Genomic DNA, 17,461 nt, shown 5'->3' on the forward strand with positions numbered 1-17,461 from the left:
GATAACATCGCGCGAAATCCCCATGTTGTGCGGGGCGATCTTCGTCGTCGCGCGCGATGCCGGCACGGCATCGCGCGGCCCTGCGCAACGTTACGGCAGCAGCTTCAGCGCGGACGACGCGACCGACGGCACCGAAATGCCCTGGCTCGTCGCGAACTGCACGGCCTGGCTGAGCGTCGCCGCGAGCGACTGCAGCTGGCCCGGCGCACTTTGCGCGATATATGACGCAGCCTGCATGTTCTGCGGATTCAGGCCCGACTGCAACAGCGACGCCGCGCTCGTCGAGCCGAGATTGCCGAGCCCCGACTGCAGCTGCGAATACTGCGTGAGCCCCTGCCCGAGCGACGCGAGGCCGTTGCTGAACGCCTGCTTGTCGATCGGCCCGTGCGTCGCGCCGCCGCTCGCGAACGCCTGGCCGAGCGCCTGCGACACCGATTGCTGCGCGCCGCCCATCTGCGACAGCGCGGCGGGCGTCAGCGCATCGCCGCCGGCCAGCTGGCTCGCGGCCTGCTGCGCCTGCCCGGCCGCGCCGGTCAGGCCCATCGCCGACGCGAGCGAAGACTGGCCGGTCAGTACCTGCTGGTTCGCGCCGACGTAAGCCTGCAGCAATTGGGAAACGCCGCCCTGCGCGGGCGCCGCCTGCTGCTGCCCGCCGCCGAGCAGCGACGCGCCGAGCGACTGCAGGTCGAGCTGCGCGTGCGCGGCGCCGCTTGCCAGGATGCCGAACGCGATGCCTGCCGAGGCCAGGTACCGGCCCGTCGCGCGAATGTGTTTCATGTGTGTTCCTCGTGCCGGAATGATCGAGGCCGATATTGTCGAAGCGCGCCGCGCGCCGCCGCAACGACTGAAACACATCGAAACGAAATCATGAGACGCGAAGGCTTGTAATTCCGCCGCCGGCGTACGCGCTCGAGCGGATTCGTCCGGGTATGCCACGCGATATCACGCGTGTCCCGACATTCGTTCTCGAGCCGCATCAATGGCGGCGAATGTCGGCGTCCGCACGGTGACGCGGCCGGTGGCCTGCAGCCGTCGCACGTCTTGAACCGCACGTCGGATTCAACATCGACCGGCGGCATGTGACGCGGAACGTGCCGGACCGCGTCAATCACATGACGCCACACCGTCGCGCAAATGCGCCCGTGCCGGGATCGGCGTGACGCGCGCCGACGAACAGCACGGCGCAGCGTGACGCAGAACGTTCCGTGCCGCGTCATTGGCATGACTTCATGCCGTCGCGCAACGCGCCCGCGCCACGGGCTCGGCGTGACATGCCCCGGCAACACGTTCGGAAACAAAAACAAAACGAGCGGCTCGACGCCGCCCGCTTGCCCCCCTCCGCAACCGGCTATCGCCCGGCCGCCGTATCACCCCGCCATCCACGCCGGCAGCCGCCCGTCCACCCAGCCGGCCGCCTGCTCGTAGCCGCGCGCGAGCTGCAACACGGCGAGATCGGCACGCGGACGCCCGATCAGTTGCATCCCCATCGGCAGCCCCGCATCGTTGAAGCCGACCGGCACGCTGATCACCGGGCAGCCGGCCAGCGTCCACGGCACGACCGTTTCCATCCAGCGGTGGTAGGTATCCATCGCACGGCCCGCGATCTCCGTCGGCCAGCGCTGGTCGACGTCGAACGGGAACACCTGCGCGGTCGGCGCCGCGATGAAGTCGTAGCGGTCGAAGAAGCTCAGCACGGCCTGATGCCACGCGGTGCGCTCGACGCTCGCCTCGAACACGGCCGCGCCCTGCATCGCGAGCAGCCCTTCGACCTCGTAGATCGCCTCGGGCTTCAGCAACGCGCGCCGCGCCGGGTCGCGATAGTGCGCCAGCAGCCCGCCGCCGGACAACAAGTGCCGGTGCGCGAGCCACAGGCGCCAGATCCGGTCGGGCGCGAACGCCGGCAGTGCGGCATCGACGTCGCAGCCGATCTCGCGCAGCGTCGCCAGCCCCTGCTCGCACAGCGCGAGCACGCCGGCCTCGGTCGCGAGATAGCCGTTCCAGTCGCCGACCCACGCGATGCGCTTGCCGCGCAGGTCGGTGTCGAGCGGCTGCGCGAACACGGCCGGATCCTCTTCGAGCGACAGCGGATCGTTGCGGTCGTAGCCGGCCTGGATCGCGAGCAGCTGCGCGACGTCGCCGACCGTGCGGCCCATCGGCCCTTCGATGCCGAGCTGCTGCACGAACACGTCGACGCCCGGCCAGCGCGGCACGCGGCCCTGCGACGGGCGGAAGCCGTAGATGTTGCAGAACGCGGCCGGATTGCGCAGCGAACCGCCGAAATCGCTGCCGTCCGCGACCGGCAGCATCCGCGACGCGAGCGCCGCCGCCGTGCCGCCGCTGCTGCCGCCCGCGCTCTTCGTCAGGTCGTACGGGTTGCGCGTCGCGCCGTAGACTTCGTTGAACGTGTGCGAGCCGAGCCCGAATTCGGGCGTGTTGGTCTTGCCGATGAAGATCGCGCCGGCCGCGCGCATCCGCGCGACGCACACGGAATCGGCCTGCGGCACGTTTTCGCGGAAGATCGGCGAGCCGTAGGTCGTCCGCAGCCCCTTCGTCATCGCCAGGTCCTTCGGCGCCTGCGGCATCCCGTGCATCCAGCCGTGGTACTCGCCACGCGCCAGTGCGGCATCCTTTTCCGCGGCTTCGGCGAGCAGCGCGTCGCGATCGCGCAGCGCGACGATCGCGTTGACCGCGCCGTTCACGCGCTCGACGTGATCGAGATACGCGCGCATCGTCTCGACGCACGACACGGCCTTGCCGCGAATCGCCGACGCGAGTTCGCCGGCCGACAGGCGCACGATCGGGTCGACGGGGATGGAAGCGGGAGCGAGAAGCTGCGGGGCGCCGTGCGGCATGCGGAGTCTCCTGGAATCGGAACGGGATGGCGGGCCGCATGGCGGCGGACGCCCCCCGAAACGGCCGGGCGGGGCCGCGCCGCGGCCGATGCACTACTCTACGCGACGCCGGTTCGGCAACCTCCGATATTTTCCGCCGCGATTCATTGCGGTTCCGACTAAATCGGGGCGACTGGCCACGCTTCGCACGCGCCGCCCTCGCGGATGAAATCGTTTATGCGCATAAACTTAAATTTCTTATATTTCTATCAGGCGCATCAGGAGACGGCGCGCGTTAACGACATTTTTACGCGGTCGCCCGTTCTCTTTAGATCGTTCGTCCCGGCGGCACGCTACGCTGGAATCATCTCGTCTCCTGGACAACGTTCATGCTCAAGCTGCTGGTTCCGGTCGGCCACTCTCCCCGCTCGCTTCAGGCAGTTCGCCACGCGACATTCCTGTATCGCGAACGGTGCGCGTCGGAAATCGTGCTGATCAACGTTCAGGCGCCGCTCGAATCGACGCGGCTCGAGGCCTACCATCCGCTGTCGCGGCTGCGTTCGATCGAGGAGAAGTTCGCGTCCGCCGACCTGGCCATGGCCGAGCGGATCCTGCGGGAAGCCGGCGTCAAGTACAGCGTCGTGATGAAGGTCGGCCCGGTGGCCGATACGATCGCGGCCGTGGCGGCGGAGACGGGGTGCGACGAGATCGTGGTCGTCGCGCCGCGGCACGATCCGTTGCATGCGCTGATGTCGGTGTTCCGCCGCAGCGTGATGAGCCGGCTGGTGCGGATTTCGAACGTGCCGGTCACAGCCGTGCAATGACGGCGATGACGCGCGGCAACGCGACGGCGGCCGTTCGCTGACGGACCGCAGGTTTGCAGCGAGCGGAGCGACACCCGGGCGCGTTCAGCGTTACCGCCCACGCACGCACCGGCGTTCCCGCTGCGCTTACTTGATGACCTTGCGCCAGAACACGAAATAGGCGGCTGCCGAAGACGCAACGAGCAGGATGGCCCACATCGGGGCGAGGCTGATCAGGACGGAAGAGACGTTAAGCATTTGGATTCCTCACTATTTCGACAGCGATGTTCAACTCGCACCTGCTTGCCGGAACCGATGCATTCCTCCGCGATCGCGTTCCGTCAAATCATGCATTCATGCTATCGCTCTGAACGGTCGTCCGACCGCCCCCTCCCGCCCGTCTCCTGACATTCGTCAAACTCGCGCGAATCGCGGGCCTGTCGCGCAGAAAACCGTCGCGCGAATGCGTCGCCGCACGTCCGGTTCCGCCCGCCGGCCGCATGGAAGCGGCGCCTTCGTTCCCCACGCAACACGCAAAAAACGGGACACGATCAACCCGCCCGCCCCCGTTTCAGCAGACGTTTACCGGGGGAACCCCCAAGTGCTTCGTCGAACGTGTCCGCGTTACGCTTGTGCGACGAGGAGACGAACCATGAGACGAGCCGTACATATCGCTGTTTTCGCGCTGCTGGCATATCTCATCGGCGATCGCGCGATCCTGCATGCGCAGGGCCGCGACACCAGCCCGCTCGCATGCGAACAGGGCGCCGCGCAAGTGAAGGTCGACGCGCTCGGCCGCGGCTTCGGCGAAGCAGCGGCCAGCAGCCAGGGCGAGGCATTCATGTCGGGCTGCCTGGTGACGGGGCGCGGCAATCAGGACGTGGCGCTGGCGAACCGCTGACGAGCATTCGCCGACGCTCCGGCCGGGTTCGGGTCGCGAGGGCTGAACCGGAGGAGCCGCGCACGCCCTCATCTCTTCCCGCTTGTTTCGATCGATATCGCGACATGTCGCGACGCATGTCACGTTCAGGACGGCGGCCATGCCGAACGCCCGTGCGTGACCCGCATCGTCGCGTGGAATACACGCCGACATCCGCTCGATCGGGGCATTCCTGCCGTATGGCGCGCCCCCGTCGATCAACCGGACGAATGTCCAGCCGCCGCGTCGAGACTCCGTTTCATCTGCAACGACACCCCACCCAACGATGAGCCATCCGCACACCGAGTTGATCCAGCGCTTCTACACGGCGTTCCAGCAGCGCGACATCGACGCGATGCTCGCCTGCTATGCCGATGACGTCGTCTTCAGCGATCCCGCGTTCGGCGAGCTGCGCGGCGACCTCGCACGCGACATGTGGCGCATGCTGGTCGCGCGTGCGCAGGACTTTTCCTTGACGTTCAGCGACGTCGCCGCGGATCAGCAGGCCGGGCGCGCCGAATGGATCGCCCATTACCGGTTCACCACGACCGGCCGGATGGTGGTCAACCGGATCGACGCGCGGTTCCGGTTTCGCGACGGGCGCATCGTCGAGCATCGCGACAGCTTCGACCTGTGGCGCTGGGCGCGTCAGGCGCTCGGACTGAAAGGCGCGCTGCTCGGCTGGACGCCTTTCGTGCAACGCGCGATCCGCGCACAGGCGCGGAAGAATCTCGACGCGTATCGCGCACGGCGGAATTAGCTCGCGCCACGTCATGGCTTCATCGTCGCGTTGATCAGGTCGTACGCCATGTCCGGCAGAACGCCGTCCGGATTCCGGAGACCGTACTCGCGATACCAGCTTTCGTCGGCTTCGGGATGCGGGCCGACGAGCCCGACGCGCCCTTTGCCGTAGCGATAGGTCGCGGCTGCGATATCGCGGTTCGGATAGGTCGCCAGCACGGCCGCGCCAGGGGCGGCCGGGAGCATCGCGCCGTCCTGGAAGTAGATCCAGCGTTTCTTCCCGCGCCATACCACCGGCGTCACCGTGTCCGCGATACCGTGAAGCGTCGAGCGCGGCCGGTCGACCTCCGAGTCGATCTCGCCCGCGACCAGCCCGAAACCCGGGTCACCCGCCAGGTAGGCGCCCATGCAGATGCCCAGATAGCGCCCGCCGTTCGACACGTAGTGCCGCACGGCCTCGATCGAGTCTTTCCCGATGCTGGCCGCCGCGCCGGGGATGTCCTGCCCGCCGCCTGGCTGGACATACAGCGCGGCGCCGGCCAGGACGGCAGGCGTGATCCGGCGTTTTTCCGCCGGCCCGACGTAAAACACCCGGAACTTGTGCTCGGATTCCCGCAGGTGCCTCGCAATCGTCTCGGGGCAACCGTCGCATGCGGCCGGGCCGCGATAGACCAGAGCGACGGGACGGCTGTCGAAGCCGCGCGTTTCGTCGTCGGCCGCCGCCGCATGAACGAGCGACGACGCGACGAGCGACAGGACAACGAAAATCGATTCTCTGGATCGCATGTTCCGGATTGACGGGACTTGAGGGTTAACGGCCGGCCGTTCACGACGAAGCGACCGGCACGCGCCAATGCCCCGCTTTTTTTGAAATATCGCTGAAAGGCACGTGAAATACAGCGTATGCGCCCGAAAGCGGTATGTGTGTACCGTTTCCTGTGTGCTTGTGCAGAAATGTGCGCCGCCGGCTTCCGTGCTCCCGTGCTCCCGTGCTCCCGTGCTCCCGTGCTCCCGTGCTCCCGTGCTTCCGTGCTTCCGGGCTTCCGTGCTTCCGGGCTTCCGGGCTTCCGGGCTTCGTAACCGGTAGCGCCCCCGCGCGGGCGGCAGCCTCGGGCGCCGCTTGCCTGCTCACACGACAGCGGCCGGCGCCGCAACGCGGGCGACCCGGCGCAGACGGACGCCCCCGGATCCCGGTCACGCACACCGCCGCCCCCGCTTCTCCCATCAACAGTCGGGACACCCGAGACACCGCGCCCGCAAGCATGCCCCGGCGCGCCGCCGAAACACGTCCGCATACACCGGCTCCCCCGCGCCACCGCGTTTTCCCATGCCCCAAGTCTCAACTCTTATATAAGACATAAGACATTTGACGTTACAGATCATTGAGATTAGAATCCCGCTCAAAGCAGTGCCTGGAACAGCCCCGGAGTGCCGGCAAGGCCTTCCCCTCAAACGCAATATCAGCAGGTCTCCCCATGCTTGAAAACTTTCGTGCTCACGTGGCCGCCCGCGCCGCGCTCGGTATTCCTCCCCTGCCGCTGACGGCTCAGCAGACCGCCGAACTGGTGGAACTGCTGACCAACCCGCCTGCCGGCGAAGAGCAGACGCTCGTCGACCTGATCACCCATCGCGTGCCGGCCGGCGTCGACGAAGCCGCCCGCGTGAAGGCCGGCTTCCTGGCCGCCGTGGCCAAGGGCGAGACCGCCTGCCCGCTGATCTCGCGCGAACGCGCCACCGAACTGCTCGGCACGATGCTGGGCGGTTACAACATCCAGCCGCTGATCGAACTGCTGTCCGACGAGGCAGTCGCTGCCGTCGCCGCTGACGCACTGAAGAAAACCCTGCTGATGTTCGACCAGTTCCATGACGTCAAGGAACTCGCCGACAAGGGCAACGCGCACGCGAAAGCCGTGCTGCAAAGCTGGGCCGACGCCGAATGGTTCACGAGCCGTCCGGAAGTGCCGCAAAGCCTGACCATCACCGTGTTCAAGGTGACGGGCGAAACGAACACCGACGACCTGTCGCCGGCTCCGGACGCCACCACCCGCCCGGACATCCCGATGCACGCGCTGGCGATGCTGAAGAACGCACGCCCGGGCATCACGCCGGAAGAAGACGGCAAGCGCGGCCCGGTCAAGTTCATCGAATCGCTGAAGGAAAAGGGTCACCTGGTCGCCTACGTGGGCGACGTGGTCGGCACCGGCTCCTCGCGCAAGTCGGCCACCAACTCGGTGCTGTGGTTCACCGGCGAAGACATCCCGTTCGTGCCGAACAAGCGCTTCGGCGGCGTGTGCCTCGGCGGCAAGATCGCCCCGATCTTCTACAACACGATGGAAGACGCCGGCGCGCTGCCGATCGAGCTCGACGTGTCGCAGATGGAAATGGGCGACGTGGTCGAACTGCGCCCGTATGAAGGCAAGGCGCTGAAGGACGGCAACGTGATCGCCGAATTCCAGGTCAAGTCCGACGTGCTGTTCGACGAAGTGCGCGCCGGCGGCCGCATTCCGCTGATCATCGGCCGCGGCCTGACCGCGAAGGCGCGTGAAGCGCTGGGCCTCGCGCCGTCGACGCTGTTCCGCCTGCCGCACCAGCCGGCCGACAGCGGCAAGGGCTTCTCGCTCGCGCAGAAGATGGTCGGCCGCGCATGCGGTCTGCCGGAAGGCCAGGGCGTGCGCCCGGGCACGTACTGCGAACCGAAGATGACCTCGGTCGGCTCGCAGGACACCACGGGCCCGATGACCCGCGACGAACTGAAGGATCTCGCCTGCCTCGGCTTCTCGGCCGACCTCGTGATGCAGTCGTTCTGCCACACCGCCGCGTATCCGAAGCCGGTCGACGTGAAGACGCACCAGACGCTGCCGAACTTCATCAGCACGCGCGGCGGTATCGCGCTGCGCCCGGGCGACGGCGTGATCCACTCGTGGCTGAACCGCATGCTGCTACCCGACACCGTCGGCACCGGCGGCGATTCGCACACGCGTTTCCCGATCGGCATCAGCTTCCCGGCAGGTTCGGGCCTGGTCGCGTTCGCGGCCGCCACCGGCACGATGCCGCTGGACATGCCGGAATCGGTGCTGGTCCGCTTCAAGGGCAAGATGCAGCCGGGCGTCACGCTGCGTGACCTCGTCAACGCGATCCCGCTGTACGCGATCAAGCAAGGCATGCTGACGGTCGCCAAGCAAGGCAAGAAGAACATCTTCTCGGGCCGCATCCTCGAAATCGAAGGCCTGCCCGACCTGAAGGTCGAGCAAGCGTTCGAGCTGTCGGATGCGTCCGCCGAGCGTTCGGCCGCCGGTTGCTCGGTGCGCCTGAACAAGGAACCGATCATCGAATACCTGAACAGCAACATCACGCTGCTGAAGTGGATGATCGCGCAGGGCTACCAGGATCCGCGCAGCCTGCAGCGCCGTATCGCGGCGATGGAGCAGTGGCTGGCCGACCCGCAACTGCTGTCGCCGGATGCCGACGCCGAGTACGCGGCCGTCATCGAGATCGACCTCGCCGACATCCACGAGCCGATCGTCGCCTGCCCGAACGACCCGGACGACGTGAAGACGCTGTCGGACGTCGCCGGCGCCAAGATCGACGAAGTGTTCATCGGCTCGTGCATGACCAACATCGGTCACTTCCGTGCCGCATCGAAGCTGCTCGAAGGCAAGCGCGACATCCCGGTCAAGCTGTGGGTCGCGCCGCCGACCAAGATGGACCAGAAGCAGCTGACGGAAGAAGGCCACTACGGCGTGTTCGGCACGGCAGGTGCGCGTACCGAAATGCCGGGCTGCTCGCTGTGCATGGGTAACCAGGCTCAGGTGCGCGAAGGCGCGACGGTCATGTCGACGTCGACCCGCAACTTCCCGAACCGTCTCGGCAAGAACACGAACGTGTATCTCGGCTCGGCGGAACTGGCGGCCATCTGCTCGCGTCTGGGCAAGATCCCGACCAAGGAAGAGTACATGGCGGACATGGGCGTGCTCAGCGCCAACGGCGACAAGATCTACAAGTACATGAACTTCGACCAGATCGAAGACTTCAAGGAAGTGGCCGACACCGTGCAGATGTAAGCACGCGCGACGGGCTGCGACGGGCGGTTGACACGTCGCGGCACCGTTCAATGGCGCCGCAGGCTGAAAGGCCTGCGGCGCTTTTTTATGCCGTTTCGCCGCCCGGCTCTCGCCGGATCACCAGCTCGTTGAAGCCGGTGCCCGCATCGGGTTCGCGAGAGAAACGATGTGCGGGCAGCAGCGCGAGCAGGATCTCGGCGGTCGTGCGCACCACGCAACCGCTCGCCACATGGCCGCCCGACACGCGGCCGCTCGCATCGGAAACGGCCATATGCAGGTGCGCGCCGTCCGGCGACACCGAACCGGCCAGCGTCAGAATTTCGAGGTCGCCGCGCAATTCGGTCGGCTGGTCGACGCCGGCGAAGCGCAATTGCGCGACGCTCAGGCTGCCGATGCCCTGGATCACGAAGGCCGCGCGCGCACCGTGCGGGCGCAATGCTTCCTCGATCGACCGGCGCAGATCGTCGCCGGGGGAAAGACGCAGAGGATGGGCTTGCATGGTCGATCCTGTTCGTGGGCCGGGGTGCCGGCCAAGCGTAAGTTTGCGCCGGCAACCCGGCAAGGCCGTCAGTCGATCGGCCGCTCAGAGGTCGAGCCGCAGACACTCGAATTCGACCGCGCCACCGCATGGCAACTCGCCCACGTCGATCACGAAGCCGACCACGTCGATCAACCCCTGCTCCCGGTCGACGACCTGCGCACATCCGCGATAACCATACGGGTTTGCGGTTTTCCCGATCCATTGCCGGCTGGCCGCCCGCTTTGCATCGTCCGGCCAATCGTCAAGACAGGCCGCGCGTACATCGCAGTCGACCGCCGACACCGGCGTTCGCACGATGTCGTTCACGCGCGCCGTGCCGCCGAACGAGAACACCGTGATCTCGTGCTCGCCGCAGGATAGCGTCACTTCCGCGCATTCACTGTCGACGGAATACGCTGCGACGCGGGGTTACCACGATCTGTTTCATGTCGTTGCTCCATACTCGGCGCCACCCGCTCCGCGGTCGGTCAGCGAATCCGGTCCTGACTCGCAAGCATACCTCCGGCGATTCGCGCGCACTGCTTCCTCCGGCCCGCCAGCATGCGCCGGCTAGGCACGCGAATGCGATTGGTCTAATCTGCAACGCGAGCCGCCAACCCCAACTTCCTCCGATGACGACCCTTCCGAACCGACAATCCCGCCTGCGCGGCGGCCTGCTTGGCCTGCTGATCGGCGACGCACTGGGCGTGCCGTACGAATTCCACGACGCCGCGTCGATCCCGCCGCCCGCCGCGATCGACATGACGCCGCCGCCCGGCTTTGCGCGCGCACACGACGGCGTGCCGCCCGGCACCTGGAGCGACGACGGCGCGCAGGCGCTCGCGCTGCTCGACGCGCTCGCGGATGACCGCGACCTGAATCTCGACACGTTCGCCCGCAACCTGCAGGACTGGTTTCATCGCGGCGCCTTCACGCCGGACGGCCGCGTGTTCGATGTCGGCCTGCAGACGCAGCGTGCGTTCCGTGCGCTGGCGGCCGGCGCGGCGCCCGCCGTTGCCGGCCCCGACGGCGAGCGCGACAACGGCAACGGCTCGCTGATGCGCTGCTTCCCGGTGGTGATGGTCGCCGCCTCGCGCGACGACGCGATCCGGCTCGCGTGCAAGCAGAGCGTCGTCACGCACGGCCACGTGCGCTCGCAGCTGTGCTGTGCGCTTTATGGCCTGACGGCATGGGGCATCGTCAAGGGCAAGCCGGCGCCGGATGCGGTGCGCGCGGCCGAGGACGAGCTGCTCACACGCTACGCGGGCACCGCAGACGAAGTCGAACTGAAGATCGTGCTCGATGGCCGCTTCGACGCGCCGCAAGGGTCCGGTTACGTGGTCGACAGCTTCTGGTCGTCGATCCATTGCCTGTTGTCGACGCGCAGCTACGAAGACTGCGTGAAGCGCGCGATCGCGCTCGGCAACGACACGGATACGACGGCGGCCATCGCCGGCAGCCTAGCCGGCGCGCTGTACGGCGAGCACGCGTTACCCGACCGGTGGGTCGCGGCACTGCGCGGGAAAGAACAGGTCGAGGGCCTGCTCGCGAAATCGTGAGCGTTCGAACAGAATGCGCGGCCAGCAACAGAGAGAGACCGGACGGGAGAGTACGCAGACGCGAACGGGAACAACCGACGCGTGACCGACATGGAAAACAGCCGCCGGGATTGACCTGACCGGGCCATCGCCGGCCCGGCCGCCTCACGCGCGCCGGTCGCTCGCCAGCAACCCGTACAGCGTGCTGTCCGACACTTCGTCGCCGACGATCCAGCGTTCGCGCAGCAACCCTTCCCGCGCGAAGCCGAGCCGTTCGAGCAGCCGCGCCGACGCGACGTTGCGCGGATCGATATCGGCTTCGATCCGGTTCAGCCGCAGCGTGCCGAACGCGTGATCGATCACGGCCGACGCCGCCTCGCGCATGTAACCGCCGCGCCAGTACCGGCGCCGCAGGCTGAAGCCGATCTCGGCACGCCGGCATTGCTCGTTCGCATGGAACAGCACGCATTCGCCGAGTGCTTCACCGGTTTCCCGCAGTTCGAGCACGCAGATCAGGTCCTGCCCGCTCGCGGACGTCTTCAGGTTGCGCGCGACGCGCTCGACGGCCTGTTCGATGTGCGTCATCGGCGAGAACGAGAAATAGCGCATCGCTTCCGCATCCGACCAGATCTCGAAGAAGGCGTGCGCGTCGGCTTCGCGCAGCGGCCGCAGGACGAGGCGGGATGTTTCCAGCGTGACGGGTTCGAACAGGGGCATGACAACACTCGATCGAAAAACGGAAGCGTGAATTAGAACACGCAAGCCTCGAGTCGGCCACGCCGCGCGTTCGCACGGCCCGCCACGCCACGCCAACCGGATCGCCGCGAAAAACAAAAAGCCCGGGCATCGCCCGGGCCTCACCACGTCATCCGTTACCGCCGCCGGCCGCGCCTACGCTTCAAGCGCTTCGAGCACCTTCCCCTTCGTCTCGATCCCGACGAAGTGCACGGTCACCGCCGCGATCAGCGGCACGATGCCGATCAGGTAGAACGCGGGGGCGAGATTCCCGCCGATGATCGCGTGCGGCACCACCATCGGCGCGACGAACGACGCGATCTTCAGCCACGCGCTGCCGAGTCCGCAGCCCGACGCGCGGATGCTCGTCGGATACTGCTCCGGCGTATAGACGTACGCGGTGATGAACCCCGACGCCATCAACCCGAGCGACAGCGAGCAGAAGATCGAGACGACATACACCGACGACGCGTGATAGACGCCCGCGAACGCCAGCGACAGCGCGCACAGCACGAACGACCACACGATCACCGGCTTGCGGCCGAGCTTGTCGACGAGCAGCGCCGACGCCAGCGACCCGAGCACGCCCATCACCGAGCCGATCACCGCGAGGTTCAGCGCGAGCTGCAGCGGCGCGTGATAGAAGTTCTTGTAGATCGTCGGCAGCCACGTCGACAGCCCGTACTGGATGAACCCGCAGGTCGCCCACAACGTCGCCACCGCGAGCGTACGCTTGCGATACGCGGCGCTGAACAGGTCGCTCATCCGGCGCTTCGGGTGCTGGCGCACCATCTCGTCGAACGCGGCCACCTGCGTGACGGGCGGCAGTTCGCCGCGCACCGACGCTTCGAACGCGCTCGTCGCCCGCCCGGCTTCCGCGAGCCGCCCGCGCGACGCGAGCCAGCGCGGCGATTCCGGCACGAGGCGCGCCAGCACGAGCGACAGGATCAGCGGCAACCCGCCGACGAAGTACATGATCTCCCAGCCGAAGCGCGGCACGAGCCACGCGCCGAGCGCCATCGACACGAGCAGGCCGATCGGGAACACGATCTCGTACAGCAGCACGAAGCGGCCGCGGCCATGTGCGCGCGTGATCTCGTTGATGTACGTCGCGGCGACCGGCAGCTCGCCGCCAAGCCCGAGCCCCTGCAGGATCCGCAGCAGCACAAACACTTCGAACGTCGGCGCGAAGCCGCACGCGATACTCGTGATGCCGATCACGGCCGAACTCCACGCGATCGCCTTCACGCGACCGTGCTTCTCCGCCAGCGCGGGAAACAGGAACGCGCCGATCAGCTGGCCGATCGCGCCGGACGCGATCAGCAGGCCGATCTGGGTCGGCGACAGCCCCCATTTGTGAATCAGCAGCGGCAGCGTGGCCGCGATCGTGATCACGTCGAAGCCGTCGAAGAACGTCGCGGTGCCGATCAGCACGCGGGCGCGGATCTGCATTGCGTTGGCCGGAAGCCGCTCGAGCCGCGCGATGATCGCGCCGGGCGTGGAGGCGGCAGCTTCCATCGTGGCGCGACCGGCCACGACATTGTCGAAAGTGCTCATGCGGAGGATCTCCTGGGTTTCGTCGCCCGGTCAGGCCAGTGTCTTGCTCGTGTCTGCCAGCGCTTCCGTATCCACTGCCCGGCCCTGGTTCATCCACTTGCGCGCGAGCTTCAGCTCACGCGCGTTGTTCACGGCGATGACACCTCTCACATGCCCTTCGCCCACGAAAAACAGCGTCGCGCGTCGCGCGGCAAGCTCGCCGCGCACGACGAGCTGCGCATCGGCCGGCAGATCGCCGAGGATCTGCAGGTTCACGTCGTACTGATCCGACCAGAACCACGGAATCTCCGCGTACGGTGCGCGCACGCCCAGCACGGCCTTCGCGGCCGCGATCGCCTGGTTCTGCGCATTGGCCCACGATTCGAGCCGCACGCGCCGCTTCAGCCAGCCGTTGTGATGGTTCGCGACGTCGCCGCACGCGAAGATCGCCGGGTCGCTCGTCGCGCCGAATTCGTCGACGACGATGCCGTCGTCGATCGCCAGCCCCGCGTCGCTCGCGAGCGACGCGTTCAGCGCGAGGCCGATGCCGGCCACCGCGAAATCGGCGTCGATCGTCGTGCCGTCGGCGAGCGTCGCGCGTACCTTCGACGCATCGTCCGGCTGGGCGTCGAGCGACGCGAGCGCCGCGCCGAGCCGGACGTCGACGCCGTTCGCGCGATGCAGGTCGAGCAGGAAATCCGACACGATCTGCGGCACCGAGCGGCCGCACAGCCGCGGCGCGCCCTCGACCACGACCGCCTCGACGCCGAGCTTGCGCGCGGTCGCCGCGACTTCGAGGCCGATCCAGCCGCCGCCGATCACGAGCACGCGCCGGCTCGCGCGCAGCTTCTCGCCGAGTGCGGCCGCTTCGTCGAGCGTGCGCAGGTAATGCAGGTTCGGCGTCTTCACGAGCGCGTCCGGCAGGCGGCGCGACGTGCCGCCGGTCGCGATCACGAGGCGGTCGTATTCGATCTCGCGGCCGCTTTCGGTACGCACCACGCGGCGCGCACGGTCGATCGATGCGGCGCGTTCCGGCTGCCACGCCTCGACGTTCAGCGCGTCGAACTCGTCGGGACGCACGACGCGCACGGTTTCGATGTCGGCGTCGCCGGCCAGCACGGCCTTCGACAGCGGCGGCCGCTCGTACGGCAGATGCGGCTCGTCGGCGATCATCACGAGACGGCCCGCAAAACCTTCCGCGCGCAGCGTCTTCAGCACCCAGCCGGCGGCCTGGCCGCCGCCGATCACGACGACCGTGCCCGGCGCGGCGTGCGCCTGTGCGTTCTCTTTGCTCACGATTTGCGCTCCGTCATGAACTTGCCTTCCGGCGCCTTCGCGTGCTTCTGCCGGCGCGTGTTGCCGTCGAGGCCGCCGTCGACGGCCCATTCGGCGAACACGGTCGGGCCCGGTTCGAATTCGCGCGGCTGCCACTCGGGCGTCAGCATGTCTTCGTCCGCGTAGTACTCGATCAGGCCGCCGGCCGGGTTCTGGAAGTACCAGAAGTACGCGGACGACACCGGATGACGCCCCGGGCCGAGTTGCGTTTCCCAGCCGCAGCGGTCGATGTGCAGGCCGCCGCCGAACACTTCGTGGATGTCGCGCACGGTGAACGCGACGTGGTTCAGGCCGCGTTTTCCGTTCGGCAGCGCGAGCAGGAACAGGTCGTGGTGGCCGCCGTGCGGCGCGCAGCGTATGAACGCGCCGCGGCCCGGGTAGCGGTCCGACGTCTCGAAGCCCAGCAGCTCGTGATAGAACTTTTCCTGCGCGTCGAGGCAGTTCGTGAAGAACACGACATGCCCGACCTCGACCGGCTCCGCACGCGCATAGATCGGGCTCGGCTGGTCGACGCGCAGCGTCCGGCCCCACACGTTCGACGGCGAGCCCGTGATGTCGAGTGCGCGCTTGCGCGTGACTTCGATGCGGATCGCCATCCCGTTCGGGTCGGTGCAACCGAACGCATCCTTCCGCGCATAAAAGCCGGGCTGGCCTGCAAACTTGCCGCGCAGCGCGTCGAGTTCCTGCTGCGTCGCGACGCCCCACGTGACTTCACGCAGCGTCGGGCCCGCTTCGAACGCGGGCGGCAGCGCCGGGTCGTCAGCCTTGACGACCAGCACGGTGCAGCCGTTCAGCGTCTCGAAGCGCGCCTGCGTGTCGTCGTGCTCGACTTCCTTCAGCCCCCAGTCGGCGAAAAAGCGCCGGCAGGTGGCGAGATCGTCGACCCCGTACGTGATCTGCTCGATTCCCAGAATGCTCATTGCGTTTTTCCCCTTCGCTCAGTTCGCCCACGGCAGCGGCGCGTCGTTCAAGCCCCAGTAGAGGCTCTTCTGCTGCATGTACTCGCGGATGCCGAGACGCCCCTTCTCGCGGCCCATCCCGCTCTCCTTCCAGCCCGAGAACGGCGTGGAGATCGAGAACAGCTTGTACGTGTTGATCCAGACGGTGCCCGTCTCCAGCGCGCGCGCGATGCGCCATGCGCGCTTGTAGTCGCGCGTCCAGATGCCGGCGGCCAGGCCGAACACACTGTCGTTCGCCTGCGCGATCAGCGACGCTTCGTCGTCGAACGGCATCGCGACGAGCACGGGGCCGAAGATTTCTTCCTGGCAGATGCGCGCGCTGTTCGGCAGGCCGTCGAGAATCGTCGGCTGATAGAAGAAGCCGTTCTCCCGACCGTCGCCCGACGGCCGCTCGCCGCCGCACAGCAGGCGGCCGCCTTCCTCGAGGCCGAGCGCCACGTAGCGCTCCACCGACTCGCGATGCTTCGCGGTGATCAGCGGCCCCATCTGCGTGTCGGGGCGCGTCGGGTCGCCCACTCGCAGCTTGCGTGCGCCCGCGACCAGGCGCTTCATGAATTCGTCGTACACCGCACGCTGCACGAACAGCCGCGAACCTGCGATGCACGCTTCGCCCGACGAGCTGAAGATGCCGTACAGCACGCCGTTCACTGCATGATCGAGATCGGCGTCGTCGCATACGATCGTCGGCGACTTGCCGCCGAGTTCGAGCGACACGGGCATCAGCTTTTCCGCCGCGATGCGCGCGATGCCGCGCCCGACTTCCGTGCCGCCCGTGAACGACACCTTCTTCACGAGCGGATGGCGCACGAGCACGTCGCCGATCACCGAGCCCTTGCCCGGCAGCACGCTCAGCACGCCCTTCGGCACGCCCGCCTCCTCGCAGATGCGGGCCAGCGCGAGCGACACGAGCGGCGTGACCTCGGCCGGCTTGAGCACCACCGCGTTGCCGCCGGCAAGCGCCGGCGCGAGCTTCTGCGCGTCGGACGCGATCGGCGAATTCCACGGCGTGATCGCCGCGATCACGCCGATCGGCTCGTGCACGCTCATCGTCAGGTAGTCGCCGCGCGACGGCGTCAGTTCCTCGTCGAGCGTTTCGAGGCACGCCGCGAAATAGCGGAACGTGTTCGCCGCGCTCGCCACCAGCACGCGCGTCTCGCCGATCGGCTTGCCGTTGTCGCGGCGCTGCAGGTTCGCGAGCGCCTCGTGGCGCTGCATGATCAGGTCCGCGATGCGGTACAGCACCTGCGCGCGCAGGTGCGGCTTCAGCCCGGCCCAGTCGGCGCGGCGCCAGGCGGCGTCGGCGGCCACGACGGCTTCGGCCGCGTCTTCCGCGTTCGCCGTCGACACTTCCATGTTCAGCGACTGGTCGGCCGGATAGATGCTCGCGTAAGGCGCGCCACGGCCGCGCCGCCATTCGCCGCCGATCAGGATGTTGCCGTCGGGCACGAGGCTCGTATCGAAAGGAGTCATGTCACAAGTCCCA

15 protein-coding genes are annotated in these 17,461 nt (G+C 67.6%); 5 read left to right on the plus strand and 10 right to left on the minus strand.

Going from position 1 to position 17,461, the window contains the following annotated elements:
• Positions 1-90: 90 nt before the first annotated feature.
• Positions 91-777 (minus strand): hypothetical protein, encoded by a 687-nt coding sequence (locus ABIC51_RS32725; protein WP_027789362.1) that lies wholly within the window; start codon positions 775-777, stop codon positions 91-93.
• A 590-nt stretch (positions 778-1,367) separates the two neighbouring features.
• A complete protein-coding gene (locus ABIC51_RS32730; protein ID WP_226127952.1) occupies positions 1,368-2,852 on the minus strand; it encodes an amidase in 1,485 nt (494 codons plus the stop codon).
• A gap of 368 nt (positions 2,853-3,220) precedes the next feature.
• Here ABIC51_RS32730 and ABIC51_RS32735 point away from each other — a divergent pair, with 368 nt between their 5' ends.
• The 3 genes from ABIC51_RS32735 to ABIC51_RS32745 all read left to right on the plus strand — a co-directional run bounded on the left by ABIC51_RS32735 (position 3,221) and on the right by ABIC51_RS32745 (position 5,313).
• On the plus strand, positions 3,221-3,655 hold the full coding sequence (locus ABIC51_RS32735; RefSeq protein ID WP_060206788.1) for a universal stress protein: 435 nt from the start codon (positions 3,221-3,223) through the stop codon (positions 3,653-3,655).
• 631 nt (positions 3,656-4,286) lie between these two features.
• Positions 4,287-4,535, plus strand: a complete 249-nt coding sequence (locus ABIC51_RS32740) for a hypothetical protein (protein WP_021161497.1) — start codon at positions 4,287-4,289, stop codon at positions 4,533-4,535.
• 304 nt (positions 4,536-4,839) lie between these two features.
• Positions 4,840-5,313, plus strand: a complete 474-nt coding sequence (locus ABIC51_RS32745; RefSeq protein WP_048022623.1) for a nuclear transport factor 2 family protein — start codon at positions 4,840-4,842, stop codon at positions 5,311-5,313.
• Between the two features lie 11 nt (positions 5,314-5,324).
• Here ABIC51_RS32745 and ABIC51_RS32750 read toward each other — a convergent pair whose 3' ends face one another.
• Positions 5,325-6,080, minus strand: coding sequence for a BPL-N domain-containing protein (locus ABIC51_RS32750; RefSeq protein ID WP_226127954.1), 756 nt, complete (start codon positions 6,078-6,080; stop codon positions 5,325-5,327).
• Positions 6,081-6,769: 689 nt separating this feature from the next.
• Between ABIC51_RS32750 and acnB the strand changes: the two genes are divergently transcribed.
• Complete coding sequence (gene acnB / locus ABIC51_RS32755) at positions 6,770-9,355, plus strand: bifunctional aconitate hydratase 2/2-methylisocitrate dehydratase (RefSeq protein ID WP_027789367.1); 2,586 nt, start codon at positions 6,770-6,772, stop codon at positions 9,353-9,355.
• A gap of 85 nt (positions 9,356-9,440) precedes the next feature.
• On the opposite strand, the gene ABIC51_RS32760 is transcribed toward acnB, so the two are convergent.
• Together ABIC51_RS32760 and ABIC51_RS32765 are read right to left on the minus strand one after the other, a co-directional pair.
• The gene (locus tag ABIC51_RS32760) at positions 9,441-9,854 is read right to left on the minus strand and encodes a PPC domain-containing DNA-binding protein (RefSeq protein ID WP_175853111.1); all 414 of its coding nucleotides are present in this window, start codon (positions 9,852-9,854) and stop codon (positions 9,441-9,443) included.
• Between the two features lie 84 nt (positions 9,855-9,938).
• Positions 9,939-10,202, minus strand: coding sequence for a hypothetical protein (locus ABIC51_RS32765; RefSeq protein ID WP_124673954.1), 264 nt, complete (start codon positions 10,200-10,202; stop codon positions 9,939-9,941).
• 305 nt (positions 10,203-10,507) lie between these two features.
• Here ABIC51_RS32765 and ABIC51_RS32770 point away from each other — a divergent pair, with 305 nt between their 5' ends.
• Positions 10,508-11,434 (plus strand): ADP-ribosylglycohydrolase family protein, encoded by a 927-nt coding sequence (locus tag ABIC51_RS32770; protein WP_027789370.1) that lies wholly within the window; start codon positions 10,508-10,510, stop codon positions 11,432-11,434.
• 144 nt (positions 11,435-11,578) lie between these two features.
• Here the strand turns inward: ABIC51_RS32770 and ABIC51_RS32775 are convergent, their stop codons facing one another.
• From ABIC51_RS32775 to ABIC51_RS32795, 5 genes are all read right to left on the minus strand, one after another.
• Positions 11,579-12,130, minus strand: a complete 552-nt coding sequence (locus ABIC51_RS32775) for a GNAT family N-acetyltransferase (protein WP_226127956.1) — start codon at positions 12,128-12,130, stop codon at positions 11,579-11,581.
• Between the two features lie 174 nt (positions 12,131-12,304).
• Positions 12,305-13,705 carry an MFS transporter gene (locus ABIC51_RS32780; protein WP_226127959.1) on the minus strand — a complete coding sequence of 467 codons (1,401 nt, stop codon included), beginning with the start codon at positions 13,703-13,705 and terminating at the stop codon, positions 12,305-12,307.
• A gap of 30 nt (positions 13,706-13,735) precedes the next feature.
• Complete coding sequence (locus ABIC51_RS32785) at positions 13,736-14,980, minus strand: NAD(P)/FAD-dependent oxidoreductase (RefSeq protein WP_226127961.1); 1,245 nt, start codon at positions 14,978-14,980, stop codon at positions 13,736-13,738.
• Positions 14,977-15,939, minus strand: coding sequence for a VOC family protein (locus ABIC51_RS32790; protein WP_226127963.1), 963 nt, complete (start codon positions 15,937-15,939; stop codon positions 14,977-14,979). Before ABIC51_RS32790 ends, ABIC51_RS32785 begins: the two co-directional genes overlap by 4 nt.
• An 18-nt stretch (positions 15,940-15,957) precedes the next feature.
• Complete coding sequence (locus tag ABIC51_RS32795) at positions 15,958-17,448, minus strand: aldehyde dehydrogenase (protein WP_226127965.1); 1,491 nt, start codon at positions 17,446-17,448, stop codon at positions 15,958-15,960.
• Positions 17,449-17,461 lie beyond the last annotated feature (13 nt).

This window comes from Burkholderia sp. 572 (genome assembly GCF_040545135.1).
Taxonomy (GTDB): Bacteria; Pseudomonadota; Gammaproteobacteria; order Burkholderiales; family Burkholderiaceae; genus Burkholderia; species Burkholderia cepacia.

Excerpts from the sequence above, each read along its gene's own strand:
- ABIC51_RS32735 (WP_060206788.1), top strand. The coding sequence starts at position 3,221 with ATGCTCAAGCTGCTGGTTCCGGTCGGCCACTCTCCCCGCTCGCTTCAG.
- ABIC51_RS32790 (WP_226127963.1), bottom strand. The coding sequence starts at position 15,939 with ATGAGCATTCTGGGAATCGAGCAGATCACGTACGGGGTCGACGATCTC.
- ABIC51_RS32795 (WP_226127965.1), bottom strand. The coding sequence starts at position 17,448 with ATGACTCCTTTCGATACGAGCCTCGTGCCCGACGGCAACATCCTGATC.
- ABIC51_RS32780 (WP_226127959.1), bottom strand. The coding sequence starts at position 13,705 with ATGAGCACTTTCGACAATGTCGTGGCCGGTCGCGCCACGATGGAAGCT.
- acnB (WP_027789367.1), top strand. The coding sequence starts at position 6,770 with ATGCTTGAAAACTTTCGTGCTCACGTGGCCGCCCGCGCCGCGCTCGGT.
- ABIC51_RS32770 (WP_027789370.1), top strand. The coding sequence starts at position 10,508 with ATGACGACCCTTCCGAACCGACAATCCCGCCTGCGCGGCGGCCTGCTT.
- ABIC51_RS32760 (WP_175853111.1), bottom strand. The coding sequence starts at position 9,854 with ATGCAAGCCCATCCTCTGCGTCTTTCCCCCGGCGACGATCTGCGCCGG.
- ABIC51_RS32775 (WP_226127956.1), bottom strand. The coding sequence starts at position 12,130 with ATGCCCCTGTTCGAACCCGTCACGCTGGAAACATCCCGCCTCGTCCTG.
- ABIC51_RS32750 (WP_226127954.1), bottom strand. The coding sequence starts at position 6,080 with ATGCGATCCAGAGAATCGATTTTCGTTGTCCTGTCGCTCGTCGCGTCG.
- ABIC51_RS32740 (WP_021161497.1), top strand. The coding sequence starts at position 4,287 with ATGAGACGAGCCGTACATATCGCTGTTTTCGCGCTGCTGGCATATCTC.
- ABIC51_RS32725 (WP_027789362.1), bottom strand. The coding sequence starts at position 777 with ATGAAACACATTCGCGCGACGGGCCGGTACCTGGCCTCGGCAGGCATC.
- ABIC51_RS32745 (WP_048022623.1), top strand. The coding sequence starts at position 4,840 with ATGAGCCATCCGCACACCGAGTTGATCCAGCGCTTCTACACGGCGTTC.
- ABIC51_RS32730 (WP_226127952.1), bottom strand. The coding sequence starts at position 2,852 with ATGCCGCACGGCGCCCCGCAGCTTCTCGCTCCCGCTTCCATCCCCGTC.